We start from the raw sequence: 24,513 nt of genomic DNA, 5'->3' as shown, positions 1-24,513 counted from the left end.
ATCCCTCTTGGTATAACAGTAGTTTCATCTTCTATCAGAATGAATCGAAGCTTTAAAAGACAGATTATTAGGTAAAAATAAAAGGTGCCCTGGGCGACAAGCCAGGGCACCTTTTTGCTTTACTTATTTTTTCACTTTAACCGTTTTTGCTTTGCTCGTATTGCCAGCTTTATCTTTGGCAGTTACAGAAAGAGTCGTACCGGCTTTTTGCTTTTTGATTTTAACGGTATAGTTCCCTTTGCTGTTGGCCGTAGCAGTGCTAAGAGTTTTAGAACCGGCTTTGACCGTTACTTTAGCCCCGGCTTCTGTTTTTCCTGTCACTTTTGTAGAACTTGATTTTACTGGATTAACAGAAGGAGTAGATGGAGCAGTTTTATCTACTACCTTTATTGTTTTTGCTTTGCTCGTATTGCCAGCTTTATCTTTCGCAGTTACAGAAAGGGAAGTGCCAGCTTTTTGTTTTTTGATTTTGACTGTATAGTTTCCTTTGCTATTAGCAGTAGCTGTACCGAGAGTTTTAGAACCAGCCTTAACTGTTACTTTTGCACCAGCTTCCGTTTTACCTGTTACAGTTGTAGACTTGTCTGAAACAGCATTGACAGAAGGAGCGGAAGGAGCTGTTTTATCTGCCACTTTAACTGTTTTCGCTTTGCTTATATTACCTGCTTTGTCTGATGCTGTTACAGAAAGGGAAGTTCCGGCTTTTTGTTTCTTGATTTTTACAGTGTAGTTTCCATTGCTATTGGCAGTAGCTGTACCGAGAGTTTTAGAACCAGCCTTAACTGTTACTTTTGCACCAGCTTCCGTTTTACCTGTTACAGTTGTAGACTTGTCTGAAACAGCATTGACAGAAGGAGCGGAAGGAGCTGTTTTATCCGTTACTGTGATCGTTGTTACTTCGCTCACTAATCCAGTTTTCGGATCTGTAACAGTAGCGTATAATTTAGTACCGGCTTTCAGCTTCGTTTTTAAATCTATCGAGAATTTACCATCATTCGCTGTAGTTGTTAGTGTTAAGTTCTTTTTATCTGTAATGGTTACTTTTGAATCGGTTGGTGCAGTTCCCGTAATTTTTGTGCTGGCATCCGTTACAGCATTTACGGATGGCTTAACAGGAATTGGCACCTTATTAATTTCAATTTTCTTCTTAACTTGGTACCCTGCTATATCCTCAAGCACGAATTCATACTCGTTCACACCTTCCGCTAATGGAAGTTCAATTTCCTGAGTTACAGAGTAAGGTGCGTAAACAGGTAAGTCACCCAAATCATTAAATGTGTTTATTTCTTCATTTCCATTAACGACTAGTCGAAGAGCATTGTAGTTATCACCAACTTTGACCTTAACTTTTTGGCTATCACCTGTGGAGAATGCCTTGTAGTCAACTTCAATTGTTGGCTTTTTAGTATCAATAAAGATTTCTCTGTTGAAATCAATCTTGTTACCGGCTACATCTGCTCCATAGAATCGAATATCATGTTTACCTTCTTTGGAGAACTCAAAAATATCAAAGAAATAAGGCTCCTTAGTTTCTTCATCCAACTCAATTATAAGGTTCTGGCGTTTCCCTTCATATTCAGCCCATACATAATCTATCTCAGAATCGTCAGTTATATATCCGAAGACAAATACTTCAAGTTCATTGTAGATTCCAAGTGGTGCAGGTTCTATGACACTGATATAAGGAATTGTCTTATCCAATAATGATTTAGCACCGCGGTTCCCAGCATAGTCATGGGCAACTACGTTGATATTGTCACCGTTTTTCACTTCTACTGGTGTATCATCGCTATACTTCAGGTCGGATAATTTGACACTGTATGTGTTGGTGCTGTTTGGTGCTACATAATCTTTCAGTGCTTTACCGTTAACGGAAAGCTCGATATATTGAAGTCCTGCGCCTGAATTTGTATCTTCAGCTTTAAATGTAACTGTCTTTGTTGCATCATCATATTTAAGATCAGACACAGTTGGTTCTGTATTATCTACTAGGATTGGCATTTTAAATACTTGAGGTTCCTTGCCCTCGTAATCGATTATTGCCTTGACTTGGTAATAGTACAGTCCTTCTTCAACAGATTTGTTATTTACTTTACCATCCCATTCAGTGAAGTATGGCTCGAATGTTACGATAGAGTCTGCTGCATAGTTCTTTCTTTGGTACTTATCAGTAGTTATTTTACGCAATGTTTTACCATCTGTATCGGTAATACTGTATTCCACCGTTTTGCTGTTTCGTAAAAATGATAGGGCAGGGGCCACTGCATCATAATGACCGTCAGCATTTGGTGAAAAAGCTATTTTAGATGGATCAACAATTTGATTCTTATCGAATGGACTAACTCCTAAAAATTCACCGGTATTAGAATCGGCAAGACCTGTATATCCATAGAATGAATCGACGGAATTATTCATTGGATCGATAATGTTTGGTTTATTCCAGTCACCTTTAAATCCAACAAATGGTATGGATAAAGTAGGTAGAGAGTCTTCGAGATTCTTAGCTTTTAAGAATACGAAGCCTTCAACAAAGTATCCGTTTTTCATCGCTTTTTCTAAATCAGCTTTTGCATTTTTTAAATCAATTGTGATTGTAAAATCTTTAGATTTACCAGCTGCAACAGTAATTTCACTATCGGATGTAACAATTGCTTTTTTGATTTCCTGTGGTGTCAGATCATTGAACGTATATCCACCTGCTTCGTACAGAGCATCGGATAGTACAGTTGTATCAACTGTGTATGTTGCATCTTTCTCACTGAAGTTAGTAGCAGTCAGTGTAAAAGAGAACTTATCGTTGGAAATTTCTTTTAATGTAACTTTTCCATCATCCGTTCCTTTATTTACCACGTAAACTGGGGAAGTAATTGCTGAGTTTAATTTCATAACCCCGGCACCCTGACGACGTGGTGAATAATAGGTTGTACCGAGAGGATCTTTAATAGTTTCAGATGTATTCATTAATAAAGTTTTCGCACGTTGGACTTTATCCTTGCCTTCAAGATTTGGAAAATTTTTCTCTACATATTCCAACACAAGGGCAGATCCGCCTGCTACATGCGGTGCAGCCATGGATGTACCGCTCATAACTCCATACTTATCATCATTTAATGTTGAATAGATTTTTCCACCTGGTGCTGTGATTTCAGGTTTAAAATCTAAGTTTGGTGTTACTCCCCATGAAGTGAAGGTAGACAACTGTCCGGCTGTACCGTTTTCTAGTTGTATCATTTCCCCGGTGAATTTAACTTTACCTACATCACCAGCTGCTTTAATTTTTTCTTCAAACATAGTACCATCGCTTACTCGCAGTGAAACCAATGGGATAGTAGGGCTGTTTAGAGCCATGCTGACAAAATCTCCATGTGCAGGAGTTCCCCTGATAATAACACCGATGGCTCCGGCAGCTTCGGCTTGCTTTTGGATTTCACCGTAGTTTGGAGTAGCAGCTGTTCTGACAGCAAAAACTATTTTACCAGCTACATCCTTTCCTTGATATTGATCTGGATGACCATTACCAACATAAACAACATCTTTTTCAGTTGTACCGAAAACATCTAATGGTAGAGGAGAGGATTGTGTTTTATATCCAGCTGAGTATGTCGTTCCACCAATCGTAAATTCAAATTTATCTACAAATACATGTGTGTTTTCAAGAGAAGCAACTGAGATGGAATCTTTGGAAACACTTGGTGATCCTACAAGCCCGATATCAGGGTTCGTTGCAAAAGGATCTGCGTATCCATCAGAGATCTGAGCAGAGTTACCCGCTGAAATGGCCATTAATACACCGTTATTAACAGCTCTTTCAATCGCCTTTTGCTCAGGATCTTCAGGAGATTGGAATCCTGCAGTTGATCCAAGACTCATATTCAACACATCTGCACCAAGCAAAATGGCATCATCAATTGCTTTAACGTAAATATCGCCCCATGTAGAAGGCATTTCTGAATCATTACCAAATACTTTTAAAGCTAATAATTGTGTTTCAGGAGCAATTCCTTTAATGCCTCCAGCATCTTTGGATCCATTTGCTCCAACCGTTCCACCAACATGCATACCATGCATGGATGCATCAGAGCCAAGATCAAGAATTTCTTGATTCTTATCATAATAGTTGTATCCGTATGGAACCTTCGCTGTATGGTATTTTCCTGGTAATTTATTTTTAGAAATGCTTGCATCTACATCCGATTTTGTTAACTTTGCTTTGCTTTCATCAGTTAGAACCATATCTTTATGGCTGGGATCAATTCCAGTATCAATAATACCAACAACTGTACCTGTACCATTGTATCCTTTGACCCATGTTTCTTCTGCTTCAACGATATCACCACTGGATACCATTTCAGGTTTTACTTCCGGTCGCTTATATTCATTAGCGATATATACAAATGAAACAGTGGAGATACTTTCAATTTTTGATATGTCTGAAGCCTTTACTTCACCACTGACCCCATTTGCGACTACTGTAAAGGAGTTTTCAACGTCGAATTTTACACGTTTTTTATTAATAGATGATAGGAAATCGGATTGTTGGTCTTTAACGTTTGCTTGTAATTCCGATTGTTTTGATTTGGAGAGTTCTTTAAACATAACACCTTGTTTAGTGGCGTAATCAATTGCAGGAGTACCTTCGAGTTCTACAATAACGCGCACCTTTTCATCTGGGTCATATTTACTTACATCCAGTTTCTTTTTTACTGTGTTGCTAAAGGGCTTTAGTTTAGAGTTTTCATATGTATTAGCGCTCGCTGTACCTATACCGATTAATAAGTTAGATAATAGTAATACCAGTGATAGTAAAACAAAAACGACATTCTTAGTATTTTTGAAATGCAAAGCTCCAACCTCCTTTTTATTTGTCAATATCTGAAATCTACAAAATCACCCCTTAATTGAAAATGAAAGTTTAGGTAAATAATTTACTATCTACCACACTATTAATTTACCACCACGATTATAAATAGTCTTTTTAATTTTTTGATTTTTCAAAAAATAGTAAATACGACTTAGCTAATTATGGGGTTTATGCTCGAAAAACAGAGAAGAGTGGGTAGAAACACACAGAAGGAAGATGAGTAGAAAAGTGTGTTTTTTAAGTATACAAGGCCATTTTAACTGGTAAGTAGCAAAAAAGAAGAGATATTGACATTATTAGAAAACTTGAATGACAACCAAAAACTCAGCGTTCTTTGGCTCTGAGTATGTATTCTTTAAAACTATATTAATTTCGATACATCCCGACAGATTGGGGAGCGTTATATTCAAAATCGAATTTCTCATAAAGCTTATCAGCTGGGGAATCAACTATTAAACTTACGTATGCTCCCCGGGGCAGATGGTTATTTAGATAGTCTGTTAGATTTTCCATTATTACTTTACTTAATATATGGTGTGATTCGGCTTCGATTCCTAGTCCCTCGAGGTCATAAGGATAGCCACTACGGTAGGAGAAATCGCCCCTGGCGCGCCTCTTCTTATGCTTATCGGGCCTGTACAGTCGTCTCAGCACTAGCTGTATAGGATTTTCTTCTCCCAGTGCAATACTCGATTCTCTCAATGTTTTTTGCGCTATTTATTGGAAGCAGTACTGTAGAGCTTTTAATAGTCTTAGTTTAGCTACGCCTCAAGACCTAGTTGGAAATCAAGCTCAGGGTCGTTATAAAGAATATTCTTCCAAGCTAAACTAAAGACATAAGGAGGGAATATCAATGAAAAATCTCGGATTGATTTTGATTGTTATGGTGGCTGGTCTAATCGTGATCGGTCATATTGGTCCCATTATTACATTGGCCATTACATTAGCTATTTTGTATTTTGCCGTGAAAGGCTTTATGAAGGCAGATACCAATTTATCGAAAGTGGTTTGGGGAGCAATTGCGGTCATTACATTATTAGCTTCAGTTAGTAATATACCTGCGCTAATCGGCTTGGTTGCTATGTATGTTCTTTATTATCTATATAAGGAACATAAGCAGGAAAAGGACTATGTGAGTCATGATGATCCATTTACAAACTTTGAAAAAGAATGGGAACAATTAAATAAAAATTTTAAATGAGGAGTGTGCAGGGAACATGGCAAATTTATTTACTCGTATGAAAAATTCGGTGGAAGCAGATATTCATGATTTAATCGATAAGCAGGAGGAGAGGAATCCAATTTCAAAATTGAATCAATATTTGAGACAATCCGAAAGAGAGGTAGAACAGGTTCAACAATTAATACAACGTCAATATCGATTGAAAGAGGAAATGAAGCGTGAATTAGCTGTTGCTAAGGAAATGGCTGATAAACGTAAACACCAGGCTCATATTGCAAAGGAAGCAGGCGATGTGAGTGAATTATTCGAATTTGCCATTAAGGAACAGGCGGTTTATGAGGATCGTTCAGCCAAAATTGAACATCTGCTTGTGCAAATTGGCCTTGATTTAAAACAGCTTGAAGAGAAGTTTGCTTTAATGAAGCAAAAGCTGAAAGATATGCATATAAAGAGACTTGAGCTGATGGGACGGGAAAATATTGCAAAGGTTCATCATAAAATGGATAAGTTAATGGAGTCCGGTAAAGAAGCAGTAGAGGGTGAGGGGCAACAATCCTTAGAAATTGATGATTATATGATGCAAATAGAAAATAGAGTGAAATCCAATTATTATGAAGCAACGATTGATACCCGCATTGCAGAAATTGAAAAAGATTTAAAAAGGAAGGAAACAGTGAATTAAAAAATGGTATTCTAGTATGTAGGACGCAGTATTTTGCTGCGTCTGTTTTAGATTAGTAATCAGCAAGTTTCATCTAAGATGAATGACGGATAGGGGGTAGGAATATGCAGAGATATAAAGAAGGCCATTGGGCAGAAAAAATAGTAATTGCTATTTTAATCATTGCTTTAATTGAAATTATCTTTTTTCGCTTTCATCAAATTCTTTTTAGCGTATTATTTTCGGGAATTTGTATTTATTATGGCTATTCCCGTTATTCTAAGCTATTTGGGAAAATGATATTTTGGATGGGTATAATATCAGGTCTTATAGGCTTAATTCATCTATTCATTGTCAGACTCATTTTCTTTATTCTTTTTCTCTATTTTATTTCTCAGCATCTTCAAAAGAGACGTGAACCTATTCAAATCAAACCTAAAGAATCGTTGGAACAGCAGGAAAAACAGAATGGTGAAATATCTAAGCCTGTGATTACCAATAGAATTTTTGGAAGTCAGCAAACTCCTGAGTACGTATACGAATGGAATGATCTGAATGTGATAAGCGTATACGGAGATACTCATATCAATTTGAGCAATACAGTCTTGCCAAAGGAAATATCAGTCATTTCGATTCGCAATGGTATTGGGGACATTGAAATATTTGTACCGTACGATGTGGGTGTGCAAATTTCCCACACTTGTTTATTTGGAACAGTACGTTTATTTGAAGAAAAGGAAAAAGAGCTTAGAAATCAGCAAATTATGTATAGGTCAGAAGGATATAACGAGGCTAGCTATAAAATAAAGGTCGTTACTTCGATCGGTGCTGGCAATTTGGTGGTGAAGTGGATATGAGTATACTAAAACGCCAATTACTGATCTGTATATCAATCTCTCTACTGCTATTTTTAACTATATTCTTATGTTATTATGTAATCTTTTTCTCCTCTGATTGGACTCCTCTATATGAGAAGAAGATCTTTAATGTGCCATTTCTGTTATTTGCGCTAAGTATTTCCCTGTTGTTTGGTGTTTTGTTCGGAATTGCAAGCGGGTTATTCTATAAATCTGAAATTAATCAGTTGAATGATACTTTGCGAAGTGTAAACCTCGGGGAAAATCTTTCGGAAAAAGAGATTAAGACAAGGGAGTTATCTGAATCTGTCGAGAAAGTAAAACAAATCCAAACGGTCCTTCTTGATCAGGCAAAACGTTCTCAGGCACTGGCTACTGAAAATTCAGTGGAACAGGAAAAACGAGTTCAGGCAATGGTTAAAGAGGAGAGAAACAGATTGGCCCGAGAACTCCATGATTCTGTCAGCCAACAGCTTTTTGCTGCTTCTATGCTTATGTCAGCCATCAATGAATCAGGTGGGGATGAAGAGACAAGTGAGAAAAAACAGCTTAGGATGGTTGAAAGTATGATTCAACAGTCCCAATTAGAAATGCGAGCCTTACTTTTACATCTCCGTCCTGTACATTTAAAGGATAAAAGTTTGAAGGAAGGCGTAGATAATCTTTTGAGCGAACTCAAACAAAAAATCCCTTTTACGGTAAAATGGAAGGTAGAAGATCTGGAATTGGAGAAAGGGATTGAGGATCATTTATTTAGAATCCTCCAGGAATCCGTTTCGAATACATTACGGCACGCTAAAGCACAATTATTGGAAGTGTATATTATTCAGCATGAACGTTCTTTAATTATGAGAGTGATTGATGATGGTGTTGGATTTACCGCAGATGAAGCGAAGGCTGGCTCTTACGGGTTACAAAATATGAAAGAGCGGGCGATAGAAATTGGCGGCATTCTAAAGGTGGTTTCGGTACCAAAGCAAGGCACGCGAATCGAAGTAAGAGTACCATTAGTGAATGTAGGTGAGAAAGTATGATAAGAGTATTGTTTGTAGATGACCATGAAATGGTTCGTATAGGTGTTTCTGCTTATTTATCTTCTTTATCCGACATTGAAGTGGTAGGGGAAGCGGAAAATGGACTTAAGGGTGTCGAAATGGCATTGAGCCTAAAGCCTGATGTAATATTGATGGATTTGGTAATGCCTGAAATGGATGGGATTGAGGCAACCAAGCAGATTCTAGCGGAGTGGCCGGAGGCAAAAATAATCATTGTGACGAGTTTTGTTGATGATGAAAAAGTGTACCCGGCTCTTGAAGCAGGTGCAATCAGCTATATGTTAAAAACCTCGAAAGCAAGTGAAATAGCAGATTCGATACGCGAAACCTATAAAGGGCAATCCGTTCTGGTACCGGAAGTGACAGATAAACTCATGTCTAAATTTAGGAACGCAAATAAAAGAGATTTGCACGAAGATTTAACATCACGAGAAATAGAAATTTTATTATTAATGGCGGAAGGAAAGACGAACCAAGAGATAGCAGATCAATTATTTATTGCACTTAAAACGGTTAAAACACATGTGAGCAATATTTTAGGTAAACTTCAAGTTCAGGATCGTACCCAAGCAGTAATTTATGCTTTCCATCATAAATTAACAAAATAGATTACCGATTGAATGAGTATGGTAATCACTTTTGTTAAGATAATTATCATTATAATTTTAATAATAAAGTGAAGCTCAACTCCGACTGTTCTAATTCAAATGGATTTGAGCTCTTTTATTTATGGATATGTTAAACTTAAGTGTTAATTATATCCAATTAATTTAGGAAATCCTATTTATGAAGGATTTTCCCCTTACTACCTTTTATTGAACGTGTTCTACTCCGTTTTCTACATACGATTCTAAAATTACTTCATTTTTATTTTTGTAATAATAGTAGGTTTTATTATCATCTTTTAGTCGAATACTAACCATCCAATTCTTATCTCCTCGTAAATTTGCAATAAATGGTTCACTGGAAATAATGTCATTCTTTGAAATGTTCTCTTCAGTTGTCAGATACTCAATTACACGTTGTTCAACAGTTGACTTTTTATATTGAATATAGCCTAATCCAATTCCGATAAAAGTTAACAAAATTAATACAGTCGCTCCTATTTTTCTCATTTACAACCTCCTAATAAAAATTTATTAATAAATTTAATAGAATAAAGACTACACACTGGACTTTTACAAGCATGAGCTATCATAAGTATCTGTCATTTCAAATAAAAATGATATTATAAAAATTGTTTGATAGTATGCTGGTAGATTCAGATGTGGAACCTTTCAACATTATAGGAAGTTAATTTATAAATACATTTTAAGCAAGTAGTCTTTAATACAGAAAGGTGTAGGATACTATCAAATGGGAATAACAATATATTACTCCCTTGCCTACAAAAGAAGGGATTTTTTGTGTATTTTTTAAATTTCCATAGAAAGATAGTTTCGTATTCGGGTAATATAAATAATGTAAAGGAGCAGAAAGAAGGTATAAAATGATTGATCAAGCACAACAAGGAGTTAAACAAAAAATAAAGAAGGAAAAAATATGGACAAGAGATTTTGTCTTCATTTGTATTACAAACTTCCTGATCTTTTTAGGTTTTCAAATGACCTTGCCGACAATTTCGTTGTACGTTAAACATCTCGGTGGAAGTGACCAGCTAATAGGAGTAGTTGTGGGGATATTTACATTTTCAGCTTTGCTGATTAGGCCCTTTGCCGGCAAGGCATTGGAAACGAAGGGAAGACGAATTGTCTATTTCGGAGGTTTAATTGTTGTTATCCTTACCCTCGGGTCATTTGGTTTTATGGCAAGTATTGCTTTGCTGTTCATGATGCGGATTATTCAAGGATTGGGTTGGGGAGCATTAACTACAGCTACTGGTACGGTTGCTTCAGACTTGGTTCCGGCATCAAGACGGGGTGAAGGAATGGGTTACTTTGGGCTGTCCGGAAATATTGCGATGGCTATTGGGCCATCTCTTGGTCTTGCTTTGGTTGTTATGATACCATTTAATCAGTTTTTCTTAATTTGTGCTATTCTAGGAGTTATTGCTCTTCTGGTAGCAACGCAGATTAAGTTCAAGAAAGCTGAGAAAGTGACTGTGCAGCCAACTGGTAAGAAGATACTGGATCTATATGAAAAAAGCTCGTTAAAACCATCCATACTGGCATTTTTCATCACATTTACTTTTGGGGGAATAGCTACTTTTCTTCCTTTATATACAGCACAAAAGGGAATCGATGGAATCCAGTGGTATTTTGTTATCTATGCATTATCTGTTATGTTGACAAGAACGTTTGCCGGACAATTATATGACCGTAAAGGGCACAAGGCTGTATTTATACCGGGAACATTGTTGGTGTTTATTGCGATGCTATTACTATCCTGGCTGCCTAGCACCAGCATGATGTTATTTGCGGCTTTCCTTTATGGATTTGGATTTGGAAGCGTTCAGCCAGCCTTACAGGCATGGGCAATTGATCAGGCACCCCAAAATCGTAAAGGAATGGCTAATGCTACATTTTACTCGTTCTTTGACTTAGGTATAGGGATAGGAGCTATGATTTTCGGACAGATTGGACATTCATTTGGCTACAGCAGTATTTATATGACAGCGGCTGTGTCCGTATTCATGTCGATGGTTATTTACGTACTTATAACCCGTGAGAAAGCAGTTCGCTAATTGCTTAATTACGTATAAAAAACCAGGTGAGTCATGACTCACCTGGTTTTTTATATAGATTTTCTATTCTCTTTTTTTTACCGGATGAATTGAATGGAAGAGTACATAAATCCCCAATAAAATAACAGCGAATCCAAATCAATTAAAAACCATTTCGTATCGCAAAAAGAGCAGCCTGAGTACGGTCCTGCAGCTCTAGCTTAGACAGGATATTGGATACATGAGTTTTTACCGTTTTTTCGGTTATGTAAAGTGCTGAAGCAATCTCTTTATTGCTTTTGCCGTTGGTGATTTCCTTGAGAACTTCCTTTTCTCTTTGAGTCAATGATTCTAACGAATTCTGCTTGGATTTATTCGTTTGCAGAACTGTCATTAATTCTGCGGTAATTTTGGAATGAATATAGATTTCTCCGTTTACTGCCTTTTTAATAGCTAGGATTAGTTCCTCTGGGTCGCTTTCCTTTAATAGATAGCCACTGGCTCCCGCATCCAAGGCAGGAATGGCATGGTCTTGATCTGACATGCTGGTGAGGATTAAAACTTTCACATTCGGTATGGTTTCCACAATGTGTTTTGTTGCATCGATTCCGTCCATTACAGGCATTAGTAAGTCCATTATCATAATCTCGGGAGTCAGTTTTTTGGCCAGTTCAATTGCTTCCTTACCGTTTGTTCCTTCTCCAATTACGCTCATATCAGGATGGCTATTTAATAATAATGCCAGTCCTTTCCTAACGACATGGTGATCATCCACTAAAACAATTTTTATCGTCATTAAAATTCTCCTTTAGTATGGCAATTCAACCGTTAAACTGGTGCCGGAGTTCTTTTTGCTAATTATGCTTAATTTCCCTTGCAGGGCTGTTACGCGTTCTTCTATACTCTTAAGCCCAAGACTCGGCAATCCCTTTACTGATGAAATATCGAATCCTACTCCGCCATCTTCAACCGACATGATAATATGATTTTGTTTGTATTCAAGAAAAAGTAAGACTTCTTTTTGACCGGAATATTTAATGGCATTATTGAAGGCTTCCTGCCCAATCCTCCATAAATTTCCTTCGATTTTTGAAGGGAGAGATCCTGTCCCTTTCACCTGAACAATAACTTGTAAACCGAGTATTTCAGCATATGATTTGAGGGCACAAACGAGTCCGTTCTTTAGTCCATCTGGCCGTAATTGCCAGATCAATGCCTTCATTTCAGCCTGTGCATACTGTGACATCCTCCCAATATCAGCAAAAATCTGTTTGATTGAATCCTCTTTTGATAGATTGATTCCGGCCTTTGATGTCACATTAATAGAGTAAAGTAATTGATTTACAGAATCATGCAGGTCCCGTGCCAAGCGATTTCGTTCCTCTGCAACTTTCAGTTCCTGCTCCCGTTTTGTTAAATGGATTCGTCTCAGGGCATTGCCGATTTGATAGGCAACGGATTCTAAGAGACCCAACTCTTCTGCTTCGAATCTTTCTTTATTCGTTACGGCTACGTTTAATACGCCGAATTTTTCATCCCCAGCTGATAAGGGAACAGTAGCATGGTAAACAAGGCCATACGTATCGCCCCATTGATTCAATCTTGCATTTTCCAACCGCTTGCATTCCATAATGTTCGAAGCTTTATGTAGATTATCTTTTAAAAATTTATTCACACACCAACAGTCACCTGTACACATGGGTTCATAGTCTGAAATTTTTAAAGCGGGCGGCAGTCCCTCAGAAGCGGCTAATTTGTAATTGCCCCGTTCGTCAATAAGGAAGATCCAGCCGGTTTCCAAAGAGGTTATTTTTAAAAGCTTCTTTAATACCTGAGCCAAAACTTCTGTTAAATCAGTGCCTTCGTTTAATGTTTCAGCGATTTCTTTCAATATATGAATCTCTGAGAGAAAAATTTTACGGACCACCTTTAGTCTCCTTAATAGATGTTTTGTTATTATTATACATTTTTTATGGTGGAGTACTACTAAAGATGTAGCTGAAACTCCATCCATCCTCCGAGGGCATGGCTGTTTTTTTGCAATACGCTATAAGTATAAGTTTCTATAGGAGGTATAAATCATGAAAACAGTTGTGATTACAGGAGCATCTAAAGGATTAGGGAAAGCATTAGCCCTTGCTTTTGCAAAACAAGGATACAATCTCGCAATTTGTGCGCGGGGAGAAGAGCGGTTACAGGAAGTGAAAAGAATGACTGAGGAATTGGGTAGTACAGTTCTGGCAGTAAAAGCGGATGTTACAAATCAGCGTGATGTGGAAGCCTTTATTTCCATGACAGAAAGCAGATTTGGTCAAATTGATGTTTTAATTAATAATGCTGCTGTATTGGGGCCTAGCCCGATGCCACTCTTACTGGATTATTCAGAGGTTGATTTCATGAATGTTATAAAGGCAAACAGCCTAAGTCCATTTATGGTCACAAAACGTGTTCTGCCTGGAATGCTTCAGCGTAATGAAGGCTCTATTATCAATGTGACATCAGAAGCAGGGCAAAAAGGATATGCGGGATGGGGAGCCTATGGAATTTCGAAGTTTGCACTGGAAGGACTGACCGAAACATGGGCAGATGAGCTCTCGGAAACGAATATACGAATCAATATGATTGACCCCGGCAGTATGGATACGGACATGTATGCATTGGCAGACCCTAATCATAATGAGGAGCTGGCTAAACCGGAGGAGGTACTGGGTGCCTTTGTTTATTTAGCCTCGAATCATTCACGGCATATTAACGGTAAACGGTTTGAAGCACAGAAGTTCGAGCTTGAACAGGAGGGATTATAATGGCATTGCCTCTCAGGAAAAAATTTTTTCTGCCTCAAGAATTAAATGCGTCCGAACCTCCCGAGTTCAGAGGTATGAGAAGGGACCAAGTCAAGCTAATGGTGACAGATAAAGGGATTGGAACAATGGAACACACTCAATTTTCCCATCTAGATCGGTATCTGAAGAAAGGTGATATTCTGGTTTTAAATAATAGCAGGACAATTCCTGCCTCAGCAAGGGCAACAATTACTAGAAAAGGGATCGTTAAAGCCGAAGCTGTAGAAATAAGGTTTGCAAAAAAGATTGAGAATAACGCCTGGGAAGTGCTGGCCCTGCATGAAGATATAGAAGTTGGAGATGTGCTCATTTTTTCTGAAGGACAATTGAAAGGAGAGATAAGTGGCAGGGTAGAAGCTACCCCTTTGTGGAGTGTTTGTTTTTCTCAATCAGAGGATCGTATTTTACATTATTTATATCAGAAAGGAGAACCCATTCGGTATGAATATGCGAAACAGGCACTTGATTTAAACTTCTATCAAACGGTCTATGCTTCAGTCCCTGGCTCCGTTGAAATGCCATCTGCTGGCCGAGCCTTTACCTGGGAAATGCTTTTCAATCTTCAAAGAAAGGGAGTTAAGCTTCAGTTTATTCAGCTTCACACAGGCTTGAGCTATTTACTAGATGACTACTGGCCAGTAAAACCGGAAACCAATCCTGAACTCTATGAAATCCCCAGTGAGACAATGGATATGATTCGGCATGCGAAAAAAGAGAGGAGAAGAGTGATTGCTGTCGGAACCACGGTCGTTCGTGCTTTGGAGACGGCTAGACTAACTGAAAAGCTCAAGGGTAGCACCCATTTGTATATAGGACCTGATTACGAAATGAAAGCAGTTGATGGTATCCTAACCGGTTTTCATGAACCTGAGGCGAGCCATTTGGATATGCTCACTGCTTTTATTGATTCGGAGTTCCTTTTTAAAACGTATGAGGAAGCCGTACTAAAGGAGTATTTATGGCATGAGTTTGGAGATGTGAACTTAATTATATGAAAAAGTTGAATATCCATCACGTCGGTTTTGAGGTGAGAAGCCTGGAGCTTACAAGGTTCTTTTTTGAAAAATATCTAGGATTTCGCACTGAACAATACATGGAATTGGATGGAGAAAAGATCGTATTCTTAGTGAATGACCGATTAAGGATTGAATTGATTGAAAATGGAATGATTGATGAAAAAGGATTATACGAGGCACATATATGTTTTGAAACGGATTGTTTACAAATTTTAAATGAAAATGATGTATCTATTTTAGAGGGGCCAATAAGGATGGGAAATGGCTGGACAATTGTTTTTATTGAGGGGAATAATGGTGAAAGAATTGAGTTATTAAAGAGGATTTAGGCTTTCTGCAAGCGAACAACTTACGTATAAGTACAGATGTGGATTAAACATAACGCTGATTGGAATATAGGTATGTTCTTTTAAAACATGTTTTCCAGTCAGTTGAGGTATCCAGCAGATTCTTTATTAACCTACCATTGGCTAATAAAGAAATGGTGACTATTATAAAAGAACTTGGTTCACTGAAACGATTGGTCAGGTATCGATGGAAAAATCACTTCAATAGAATTGGTAATTATTCCTGTTATAATAAGAGGGATTTTATAATTGGTTGGGGGAGGTTTGAGGATATGTATGATGTTATAGTTATTGGAGCAGGACCAAGCGGTGCAAGTGCTGCATTATTCACTGCCAAAGCAGGTAAAAAAACGTTGGTGTTGGATAATGATAAAAGTGTCACAAAACGTGCCTGGATTGAAAATCATTATGGTGTAGAAGAAATCACTGGACCTGACCTTATTGCAATCGGTAAAAAACAGGCAGAGAAATTTGGCGCTGAATTCAAGGTTGCAACCGCTGAAAAAATCGAAGTGGCGAATGATGGAGTAATCATCCAAACGGAAGAATCCAACTATATGGCAAGTGAAGTGATCTTGGCTTCTGGTATGTTAGTTGACCTCGCTGAAGCTTCAGGCATCAAAACAAAGGAAGGTACTGAACCGCGTATTAAAAAAGTGATTGATGTCGATGATTCCGGTAAAACCTATCTTGATCATGTCTGGGCAGCCGGCACAGTTGCAGGTGTGAGCATGCATACAATTATTACAGCAGGGGACGGAGCAAGAGTCGCGATTAATGTAATCAGTTCTCTGAATGGGGAACGGTATGTTGACCACGATATTCTAAAATCTTAAATTAAATGAATAATAGTTGAATGATATCGTTACGGCTCATGAGTGGGTCGTTTTTTTGTTTGACTCTGTTTGTAGATAATGTTCGTTTTTGAATTCCCGTTCTTATTCAACCAAGGCAAAGATTAGTGGAATAAGAGAAGCGATGCTTTTATGTCGTATTTTTGACCAAAATTATGCAGTTAGGGGAGCTAGATTAACAGAGTCATTTATGAATAACAACCCTAGTACCAATTGGAACTCTAGATGATAATTCTAGAACATCATGATTAAACATCCTAATACAACCATGTGAGACATTCTTACCGATTGAAGCTGGGGTATTTGTTCCATGTATACCGTAATGAGGCTTTGACAAACCCATCCAAAGAACTCCGAATTGTCTTCCTGGATTACGTTGTTTATTGATTATCTTGTATGTCCCAGAAGGTGTTGGTGATAATATTTTCCCAACTGCAATTGGGTAAGCTTTTATCAGCCTATTTCCATCAAAAAGTTTTAATTGATGTTTCGATGTTGATATGTCAATCCATCTCGCCATGAATAACAACTCCATTTTTTAAAATATTGTATGAAGTAGCTCAGGCATTTGTTAATTAACAGACATTAGCAGCAATATATACGAACAGAGCCTTTTGTTTAGTTACAATTTGTACAGCTTTCAGGTACTGAGATGGAAGATAACTGCATATAAAAAAGCCAATCTCCTTCTCAAAGATTGGCCTGAATCTATTAATAATTTTCAATTAACTCGGCATCTATTTCTGCCAAAAGCTCGCCGGCTTTACGGTCATTAATCACGAGGTCTGCATAAAAATCAAAATTAGTAGGCTCTAAATTAATAATAACCAGTTTCGCACCATTTTGCTTAGCAATTAAAGGGAACTGATTAGCAGGTGTCACTGATAACGATGATCCGAGAACAATAAACAGGTCTGCTTTTTCACTTTCAGCCTCAGCCATCATGAATGGTTTTTCAGGCAACATTTCACCAAATAAAATGACGGATGGACGAAGCTTGCCGCCACACTCACATTGATAGGATTCATTTAAATACATTTCACTGCCATATTCCTTACCGCATGTTTGGCAATGTACCTTTTGTAAGGTTCCGTGCAACTCTGCTACCCGACTGCTGCCGGCTTCCTGGTGGAAACCATCTACATTTTGCGTAATAATACTTTGAATAATACCTTCACGTTCCCATTTAGCGAGAATAGAATGGCCTTTATGTGGGCCGTGTTCCTTCACTCCTACCACACGCTGGCGATAAAATTCAAAAAACTCTTTGACATTTTGATTAAGTGCATCTGTACTGGCAATAGTGCCTGAATCTTGCTTCTTCCACAATCCGTTATTAGTTGAGCGGAAATCAGGTAACCCGCTTTCAGTCGAAAAACCTGCACCAGTGAAGATAACGGTGTAGTTAGATTCTTTTAATAAAGTTACTAGTTTGGACAAAATACCTGCCTCCTGTTTTAGGGTCCTCTGTACATAATTATTCATCATTATATCACGAGCCGATTAGCTATTCTAAATCATTGGTTTCGCGAAAATCGATGTATTATATGAGAAAATAGAAGAAACTATTCGAATAATCGAGAATCAGCTTCGAACATGGAGCTTCTATTCTCTTTTCATTTTTATGTTATAAAGGAGGATCCCAAAAAATGAGTTTAATTAAAGCGAGCAGGTTTATGAGTTTGATTCTTCGTCACAAACCGGAATCCATTGGAATTACCCTGGATGAGCATGGATGGGCGAATGTCGAGGAATTGATTAAGGGTATTTCTAAAAAATATCCTTTTGATATGAACATCCTAGAGGAAATTGTGCGAACCGATGATAAGCAGAGATACTCTTTTAATGAGGACAAGTCACTTATTCGAGCTAATCAAGGACATTCCATTTCGGTTGATGTAGAACTGGAAATCGTGGATCCACCAGAGTTTTTATGGCATGGTACGGGAGAAAAGTATACAGAATCCATTGAACGTATTGGACTAATTCCAAAGAGTCGTTTATATGTTCATCTATCATCTGATGAAGAAACAGCAATCAATGTAGGGAAACGGCATGGGAGACCGGTTGTGTATCGTGTACGAAGTGGTGAAATGATGAAACAAGGATATGTATTTTATCGTTCAAAAAATCATGTTTGGTTAACAAAAACAGTACCCGTTGAGTTTTTAGAGGTGCAACGGTAAAAATAACAGAGGGATGTAACATTTAGTAGACGTGTTAGCTAGAATTCTTAATAAAATCTCATCAAAATATTTCTTGCCCCGTCGTTCTGCGTGACTCATAAAATAAATAACTCCTTTAGAAATCTGGATTTAATTGTACTTTCTAAAAAGGGGTTTTATTCGATATTGTCGAATGTAGGGAACAAGGAATGCGACTGATTGTAAATTACAAGAAACAATGAGGTGGGAATAAATGAATAAAAATCCACGTGAACTTCTGGATAATGCTATTGCGCTGCGTGAAGATGGTCGTGAGAAACAGGATTCGACTATTTTAAATCATGCACTTAATCTTCTGTTAAATCTATCAGAAAATGATCCGGAAAATGCAGAAATAAATTATCAGATTGGGATTGCCTATGATAATTCTGGGTTATGTAACAAAGCAATTCCTTACTATGTTAAAGCAATTGAACTAGGTCTATCCGGTTCTGATTTACAAAGATGTTTCCTTGGTTTAGGAAGCAGTTACCGCATTTTGGGGCATTATAAAGAGTCTGTTGACGTCCTTCGCCGCGGTGTGACTGAATTTCCTGAACATCGAGCCCTGCAAGTCTTTTATTCTATGGCTTTATATAATACAGGGGAATATAAAAGGGCTATGGAAATTGTCTTAATGAATTTAATGGAAACTACAAATGATGAAATACTTCAGTACTTTAAGCGTGGTATTTCTTACTATGCCCAGCACCTTGATGAAACTTTAGATTTAGACAATCCTTAAATCGGAATTACCTCATCCTGTAGGTTGAATTAGCTAACTGTATATAACCTTTTTACTTAGAAGAAACATTCTATATGAAAGCAATGAAAAAAGGAGGATTCACTCAAAATGTGTATCCTCCTTTTTTGGTGTTTCTTTTTCTCTGGTATAACTGTACGCTTTCAGTAAATCTTACCTCTTTCATAATGTTATTTTAGTATAATAAAATAAAGAACTAGCTAAATTTACATGTAGTACTATGAGAGAAATAGAGGTTCAGTCGAGGGCGTAGTTTCTTTTAATTTTTATATTTATAGAATAAAAAGAAGGGAGAAGAAAAGTGTTAAACTCTTACCAAAAACCCCTTAAAGGAAAAAAAGTTGGTATTGTATTTGGATCATTCGCTCCGCTTCATCGAGGGCATTTGGATCTAATTATGCAAGCAAAAAAAGAAAACGACGGCGGTTGTATTGTCATTGTATGTGGATATGACGGGGACAAAGGTGAACCACTTATGCCTCATAAAATGCGATATCGTTACGTGAGAGAGTTTTTTTCGGATGATGATTTGGTTGCTGTATATGCAATCAATGAAAATGAAATTGGTATTGAAAATTATCCTAATGGTTGGAACGGTTGGCTTAAAGAGTTTGAAACTATTTATCGCAAGGCGGTAGAAATACCTACAGATACCGACAGAATTTGGTATGTCGGGGATAGGAATTACCATGAGGACTTAATCGGAAAGTTTAATGAAACCTCAATCTTGGTTGACCGACTTGCATTAACTCCAATATCAGCAACGATGATAAGGGAAAACCCCATAAAGCATTGGGATAAAATAACGTATCCATTCCGGAGAGTTTTTAGTACAAACATTCTTATATGCGGTACTGCTTCGGAAGGAAAATCAGTATTAACCGCCGACCTGGGCAAATATTTCAATGCGCCATACAGTTATGAGTTTGCAAGAGGCTACATGCAAGAAAGTAATATAGCAGAATGGGAATTAAACGGAACGGACTATATGGCTTTTCTTGAAGGGCAGTATAATCTCAATAAAAAATTAATTAACTCACCCTCCAATCAAGGAATCTTTTTTGCGGACTCCGACTCGATGGTAACAAGAATGTACGCAGAGGGGTATTCCAGAGACAGCCAATGTGACTTAACAGAGGAAGAATTTGAAAAAGTTGCTATAGTGGCCGATGAAATCACAAAAAAATGTCGGTGGGATAAAATTTATTTACTATGTCCTTGCGGCGAGTTTGTGGATGACCACGAGCGATTTATGGCTCATTCTGGAATGGAGGAACGCAATGAGTTATTCAACATACTTTGCAACAATATTAAAAGTTCGGGAAATTGGGACAAGGTAACGGTTCTAAATGGCGGCTATTGGAACAACTTCAAAACTATTGTAAGTGATGTGAAAAGAATCATTGAAAATGGAAAGAATTAAAAATTATCTAAAAAACGAATTTTGGAACGGTTATAATCTCTTTGAAAAAATATTTATGATAAGTATGGTACTGCTTCAAATCATTGTATATTGCTTTGTTCCTGATTCTCCTATCGGTATGATTTGCGGAGTATCAGGTGTAATCTGTGTTGTTTTGACAGCGAAAGGCAAACTGTCGTCTTATATCTTCAACTTTATACAGATTGTAACCTATATGTATATCGTATGGGGGTTGGGGCTGTATCTTGAGTTCTTCGAAAATATTTTCTACTTCGTAACTTGTATTCTCGGTGTATTTATTTGGAAGAAGAATATGACCGAGGAAACAATGCAAGTAAAAGCAAAAAGTCTTAAGTCAGTGCAGATGATCATTACAGCTGTGTTAATTGTTATATGTACTATCGCACTGGGTTATATCGGTAAAAATTATCTCGGTAATACTCTGCCTTACTATGATGCATTTACTAATGTAATGGCAATAGTAGCTCAAATCCTCATGGTATTACGATATAGAGAACAATGGCTCGTATGGATTGTAATTGACCTTGTTTGCTTGGTTATGTTCATTATGCTTGGACAGTGGTCTATGGTTGCCATGTATGTTTCGTGGACAATCAATGCGATTTACGGTTGGTACAATTGGAGTAAATTAAATAAAGAAGAAGTAAAATAATAGTTCCTAAAAAATTCAAGAATTTAAAAAAGGGTCAGTCATAGTGACGGCCCTTTTATTGTTATTGGTACAAGTTATAAAGAATCAAAGATTGAATCAAAATTATGGATTTAACTGATTGATGCTATTGCTTTTCTTGATTTCGTCACGAATATCCTTTAGATATTCATTTTTTTGTTACATTAACTTTAAGATAGTAAGTGCTACATAAATAATAAAAACGATAATCCCTAAATATACCAATATGGAAATTAATCCAAATAAAGATGCCGCCATCATAAGATAACCCTCCAGACTAAATATTATAATTATTTTACCTTGTTTTTCCTCAACGCTCTTTATTTTTAAGAATTATACTTCCAACTTATGTCTATAAATGACAGGTTTACGACATAATCTATTAAAATTTATAATTTATTTATTTTACGGCATCAAAATTTTATCGATAACTAGAATATTTATTACGCCTTCATGAACATCCTGCCATTCTAATTCTTTGGTGAATGAGACTTACTTCCGAAGAATAGAAGTCCCGATGGATATTATTTGAAATTTTTCATATTTTCTCTTGAAACTTTAGCGCTGAGAAGTGATAATAGTTAATATTATCTGAAAATTAAACATAGGGGATATGCAGAATGAAAGTAGTTAAATTTGGGGGAACTTCTCTTGCATCCGGTGAGCAGTTGAATAAAGTTTTTGAGATTGTCGTATCAGATCCACAACGTAAAATAGTGGTAGTATCGGCACCAGGTAAACGATTTTCATCCGATACTAAAGTGACAGACTTGCTCATTGCCTGTGGAGAAAGCTGGTTAAATGGGGCTTGTGATCAATATTTATTTGATATGGTTATTGATCGATACCGATTAATAGCAGAGGATTTATCTATTTCAGGCTCTGTTGTCGAAAGAATTAGAGCTGATTTAATGGAAATTCTTAATGGAGACCTGAGCGATAAGGGTCAGTTTATGGATGCCGTTAAAGCCAGTGGAGAAGACAATAATGCCAAATTGGTAGCTGCTTTTTTCCAAGCCAGAGGTGTAGAGGCTGAATACATGAATCCTCATGAGGCAGGACTAATCGTCAGTGATGAGCCGGGGAATGCTCAGGTTTTAGCAGAATCGTATGCCAATCTGTATCATTTAAGAAATAAAAAAGGAATTGTCATATTTCCAGGATTCTTTGGTTATACAACGGATGGAAAGGTGATGACGTTCCCGCGGAGCGGCTCGGATATTACAGGTGCAATTCTGGCTAATGCAGTTAAAGCTGATTTATACGAAAATTATACAGATGTTGATGCCGTATTTTCGGTTAATCCAACGATTATTAATAAACCTAAGGAAATCAGTGTATTGACGTATCGGGAAATGCGTGAACTTTCCTATGCAGGATTTAGTGTTTTACATGATGAAGCGTTAATTCCCGCCTTTAAAGCAGGGATTCCAGTAAATATTAAAAATACGAATAATCCGTTATCACCTGGTACCATGATTGTGAATAAAAAAGAGCTAACCAATGGTCCGGTTGTCGGTATTGCAAGTGACAATGATTTTTGCAGCATTTATGTCAGCAAATATTTAATGAACAGAGAAATAGGTTTTGGACGTAAACTTCTTCAAATCCTTGAAGATTTAAAGTTGTCCTATGAACATGTTCCTTCGGGAATTGATGATTTGACTGTCATTTTAAGACAGAATCAAATGGACTCTGAGCTTGAAGAGATTATTAGGAACCGGATTATAGAGGAATTAGAGGCTGACGAGGTGAAAATTGAACACAATTTATCCTTGATTATGATTGTGGGAGAGGGAATGCGTTCGAATGTTGGTACAGTTGCGAGGGCATCCAAGGCTTTGGCAAATGCCGGCATTAATATCGAAATGATCAATCAAGGGTCTTCTGAAGTCAGTATGATGTTTGGTGTGAAAGAACTTCAGGAAAACCGAGCAGTGGCTGCTCTTTACAATGAATTTTTTACCAGTGTAAGCGTGTAAGGAAAAGTGGTAAATCGAATAATAGAAATGTTTCATAATGCCATTATCCAAAGAACAAAACTTTTCTATATTAATAGGATCAAACCGGAGCGGTTGATGCTGGGACGGAGGAACCGATATGGTAAAGGCAATCATGTTTGACCTCGATGATACATTGTTATGGGATCAAAAAAGTGTTCAGGAAGCTTTCAGGGTAACCTGCGGGCTGTCTATAAACAAATATCAGATTGACCCAGTGCAGCTAGAAGAATCAGTTAGAAAGGAAGCCACTAAACTGTATAGCTCCTATGAAACATTCGCTTTTACACAAATGATTGGGATAAATCCATTTGAGGGATTATGGGGGGATTTTCAGGACAAACATGAGCAATTTCAAAAGATGGCTCAAATTATGCCGCTCTATCGCAAGGATGCGTGGACGAATGGGTTGAAAGCATTGGGAATAGAGGATGCAGAGTTAGGACAGGAATTAGCGGAAAAGTTTCCTGAAGAAAGAAGAAAACATCCCTTTATTTATGAGGATACCTTTGAAGTGCTGGATCAATTAAAGGGTTGTGTTAAACTTCTTTTACTGACAAATGGCTCCCCGCAATTGCAAACAACAAAGCTGGAAATAACACCTGAAATAGCTCCCTATTTCGATCATATTGTCATTTCAGGGGATTTTGGACAAGGTAAGCCGGCTCCCGAACTCTTTGAACATGCTGTAGGATTATTAGAGGTTGAAAAAAAAGAAGTCCTGATGGTTGGAGATAATCTGATGACGGATATTCTCGGTGCCAATCGTGCAGGAATAAAATCTGTTTGGGTAAACCGCCATCATAAAGTAACGGATCAAGTGAAGCCTACCTATGAGATTAAGAAACTGGCGGATTTACTACCATTGCTGAAGGAAATATAATTATGAATATCTTGTGAAAGAAATTTCAAGAAGTGTCGCGGAGACCAATTCATCCTTAAGGGGTTAAGTACCCCAGGTTGAATTGGTTTTTTATTTTTGACTGTTTTCGTAATGATGATTTGCCTTTACATACAACAATAAGCCTATATTTGAAAATTACCTAGTTTACATTAAAAAAGGTTGAGGGTGAAGATTTGTAATATCCATATT

General features: G+C 37.3%; 23 protein-coding genes. 16 read left to right on the top strand and 7 right to left on the bottom strand.

The window, feature by feature from the left end; translation table 11 throughout:
• Window positions 1-123: 123 nt before the first annotated feature.
• Complete coding sequence (locus FHY45_RS03045) at window positions 124-4,842, bottom strand: Ig-like domain-containing protein (RefSeq protein ID WP_139891364.1); 4,719 nt, start codon at window positions 4,840-4,842, stop codon at window positions 124-126.
• A gap of 385 nt (window positions 4,843-5,227) precedes the next feature.
• Complete coding sequence (locus tag FHY45_RS03040; RefSeq protein WP_139891363.1) at window positions 5,228-5,563, bottom strand: hypothetical protein; 336 nt, start codon at window positions 5,561-5,563, stop codon at window positions 5,228-5,230.
• 151 nt (window positions 5,564-5,714) lie between these two features.
• On the opposite strand from FHY45_RS03040, the gene FHY45_RS03035 reads away from it, so the two are divergent.
• The 5 genes from FHY45_RS03035 to FHY45_RS03015 all read left to right on the top strand — a co-directional run bounded on the left by FHY45_RS03035 (window position 5,715) and on the right by FHY45_RS03015 (window position 9,225).
• A complete protein-coding gene (locus tag FHY45_RS03035; RefSeq protein WP_139891362.1) occupies window positions 5,715-6,062 on the top strand; it encodes a lmo0954 family membrane protein in 348 nt (115 codons plus the stop codon).
• 16 nt (window positions 6,063-6,078) lie between these two features.
• Entirely contained in the window at window positions 6,079-6,726 is a 648-nt protein-coding gene (locus FHY45_RS03030) for a PspA/IM30 family protein (protein ID WP_139891361.1), read from the top strand.
• A 104-nt stretch (window positions 6,727-6,830) separates the two neighbouring features.
• Window positions 6,831-7,562 (top strand): cell wall-active antibiotics response protein LiaF, encoded by a 732-nt coding sequence (liaF, locus tag FHY45_RS03025; protein ID WP_139891360.1) that lies wholly within the window; start codon window positions 6,831-6,833, stop codon window positions 7,560-7,562.
• Window positions 7,559-8,596 (top strand): sensor histidine kinase, encoded by a 1,038-nt coding sequence (locus FHY45_RS03020; protein ID WP_139891359.1) that lies wholly within the window; start codon window positions 7,559-7,561, stop codon window positions 8,594-8,596. The genes liaF and FHY45_RS03020 overlap by 4 nt, the downstream gene beginning before the upstream one ends.
• Window positions 8,593-9,225, top strand: a complete 633-nt coding sequence (locus FHY45_RS03015; RefSeq protein ID WP_066101156.1) for a response regulator transcription factor — start codon at window positions 8,593-8,595, stop codon at window positions 9,223-9,225. The genes FHY45_RS03020 and FHY45_RS03015 overlap by 4 nt, the downstream gene beginning before the upstream one ends.
• A 204-nt stretch (window positions 9,226-9,429) precedes the next feature.
• Here FHY45_RS03015 and FHY45_RS03010 read toward each other — a convergent pair whose 3' ends face one another.
• On the bottom strand, window positions 9,430-9,732 hold the full coding sequence (locus FHY45_RS03010) for a DUF3139 domain-containing protein (RefSeq protein WP_066101154.1): 303 nt from the start codon (window positions 9,730-9,732) through the stop codon (window positions 9,430-9,432).
• 374 nt (window positions 9,733-10,106) lie between these two features.
• Here FHY45_RS03010 and FHY45_RS03005 point away from each other — a divergent pair, with 374 nt between their 5' ends.
• Window positions 10,107-11,300 (top strand): MFS transporter, encoded by a 1,194-nt coding sequence (locus FHY45_RS03005; RefSeq protein WP_139891358.1) that lies wholly within the window; start codon window positions 10,107-10,109, stop codon window positions 11,298-11,300.
• Between the two features lie 142 nt (window positions 11,301-11,442).
• Here FHY45_RS03005 and FHY45_RS03000 read toward each other — a convergent pair whose 3' ends face one another.
• On the bottom strand, window positions 11,443-12,075 hold the full coding sequence (locus tag FHY45_RS03000) for a response regulator (protein ID WP_139891357.1): 633 nt from the start codon (window positions 12,073-12,075) through the stop codon (window positions 11,443-11,445).
• A 12-nt stretch (window positions 12,076-12,087) separates the two neighbouring features.
• A complete protein-coding gene (locus FHY45_RS02995; protein WP_257468959.1) occupies window positions 12,088-13,206 on the bottom strand; it encodes a GAF domain-containing sensor histidine kinase in 1,119 nt (372 codons plus the stop codon).
• A 154-nt stretch (window positions 13,207-13,360) separates the two neighbouring features.
• Here FHY45_RS02995 and FHY45_RS02990 point away from each other — a divergent pair, with 154 nt between their 5' ends.
• The 4 genes from FHY45_RS02990 (at window position 13,361) to FHY45_RS02975 (ending at window position 16,321) form a co-directional block, all read left to right on the top strand.
• Window positions 13,361-14,083, top strand: a complete 723-nt coding sequence (locus tag FHY45_RS02990; protein ID WP_139891355.1) for an SDR family NAD(P)-dependent oxidoreductase — start codon at window positions 13,361-13,363, stop codon at window positions 14,081-14,083.
• Window positions 14,083-15,117 (top strand): S-adenosylmethionine:tRNA ribosyltransferase-isomerase, encoded by a 1,035-nt coding sequence (locus FHY45_RS02985; RefSeq protein WP_139891354.1) that lies wholly within the window; start codon window positions 14,083-14,085, stop codon window positions 15,115-15,117. Before FHY45_RS02990 ends, FHY45_RS02985 begins: the two co-directional genes overlap by 1 nt.
• On the top strand, window positions 15,114-15,467 hold the full coding sequence (locus FHY45_RS02980; RefSeq protein WP_139891353.1) for a VOC family protein: 354 nt from the start codon (window positions 15,114-15,116) through the stop codon (window positions 15,465-15,467). Before FHY45_RS02985 ends, FHY45_RS02980 begins: the two co-directional genes overlap by 4 nt.
• 290 nt (window positions 15,468-15,757) lie before the next feature.
• A complete protein-coding gene (locus FHY45_RS02975) occupies window positions 15,758-16,321 on the top strand; it encodes an NAD(P)/FAD-dependent oxidoreductase (RefSeq protein WP_139891352.1) in 564 nt (187 codons plus the stop codon).
• A gap of 202 nt (window positions 16,322-16,523) precedes the next feature.
• Here the strand turns inward: FHY45_RS02975 and FHY45_RS02970 are convergent, their stop codons facing one another.
• Entirely contained in the window at window positions 16,524-16,859 is a 336-nt protein-coding gene (locus FHY45_RS02970) for a L,D-transpeptidase (RefSeq protein ID WP_139891351.1), read from the bottom strand.
• A 191-nt stretch (window positions 16,860-17,050) separates the two neighbouring features.
• Window positions 17,051-17,779, bottom strand: coding sequence for an NAD-dependent protein deacylase (locus FHY45_RS02965; RefSeq protein ID WP_257468957.1), 729 nt, complete (start codon window positions 17,777-17,779; stop codon window positions 17,051-17,053).
• 209 nt (window positions 17,780-17,988) lie between these two features.
• Between FHY45_RS02965 and FHY45_RS02960 the strand changes: the two genes are divergently transcribed.
• The 6 genes from FHY45_RS02960 to FHY45_RS02935 all read left to right on the top strand — a co-directional run bounded on the left by FHY45_RS02960 (window position 17,989) and on the right by FHY45_RS02935 (window position 24,303).
• Entirely contained in the window at window positions 17,989-18,525 is a 537-nt protein-coding gene (locus FHY45_RS02960) for an RNA 2'-phosphotransferase (protein WP_139891350.1), read from the top strand.
• A gap of 232 nt (window positions 18,526-18,757) precedes the next feature.
• A complete protein-coding gene (locus FHY45_RS02955; RefSeq protein ID WP_139891349.1) occupies window positions 18,758-19,288 on the top strand; it encodes a tetratricopeptide repeat protein in 531 nt (176 codons plus the stop codon).
• A gap of 319 nt (window positions 19,289-19,607) precedes the next feature.
• Window positions 19,608-20,729: an AAA family ATPase gene (locus FHY45_RS02950; RefSeq protein WP_139891348.1), complete on the top strand. Its 1,122-nt coding sequence runs from the start codon at window positions 19,608-19,610 to the stop codon at window positions 20,727-20,729.
• On the top strand, window positions 20,716-21,402 hold the full coding sequence (gene pnuC / locus FHY45_RS02945) for a nicotinamide riboside transporter PnuC (protein WP_139891347.1): 687 nt from the start codon (window positions 20,716-20,718) through the stop codon (window positions 21,400-21,402). The genes FHY45_RS02950 and pnuC overlap by 14 nt, the downstream gene beginning before the upstream one ends.
• Before the next feature lie 638 nt (window positions 21,403-22,040).
• Complete coding sequence (locus tag FHY45_RS02940) at window positions 22,041-23,402, top strand: aspartate kinase (RefSeq protein WP_066101103.1); 1,362 nt, start codon at window positions 22,041-22,043, stop codon at window positions 23,400-23,402.
• A 118-nt stretch (window positions 23,403-23,520) separates the two neighbouring features.
• Entirely contained in the window at window positions 23,521-24,303 is a 783-nt protein-coding gene (locus FHY45_RS02935; RefSeq protein WP_139891346.1) for an HAD family hydrolase, read from the top strand.
• Window positions 24,304-24,513: the final 210 nt, after the last annotated feature.

It is taken from the genome of Bacillus sp. D386 (genome assembly GCF_006346415.1).
The sequence above is the reverse complement of the archived record's forward strand: the minus strand, read 5'-3'. Positions and strand labels throughout refer to the sequence as shown.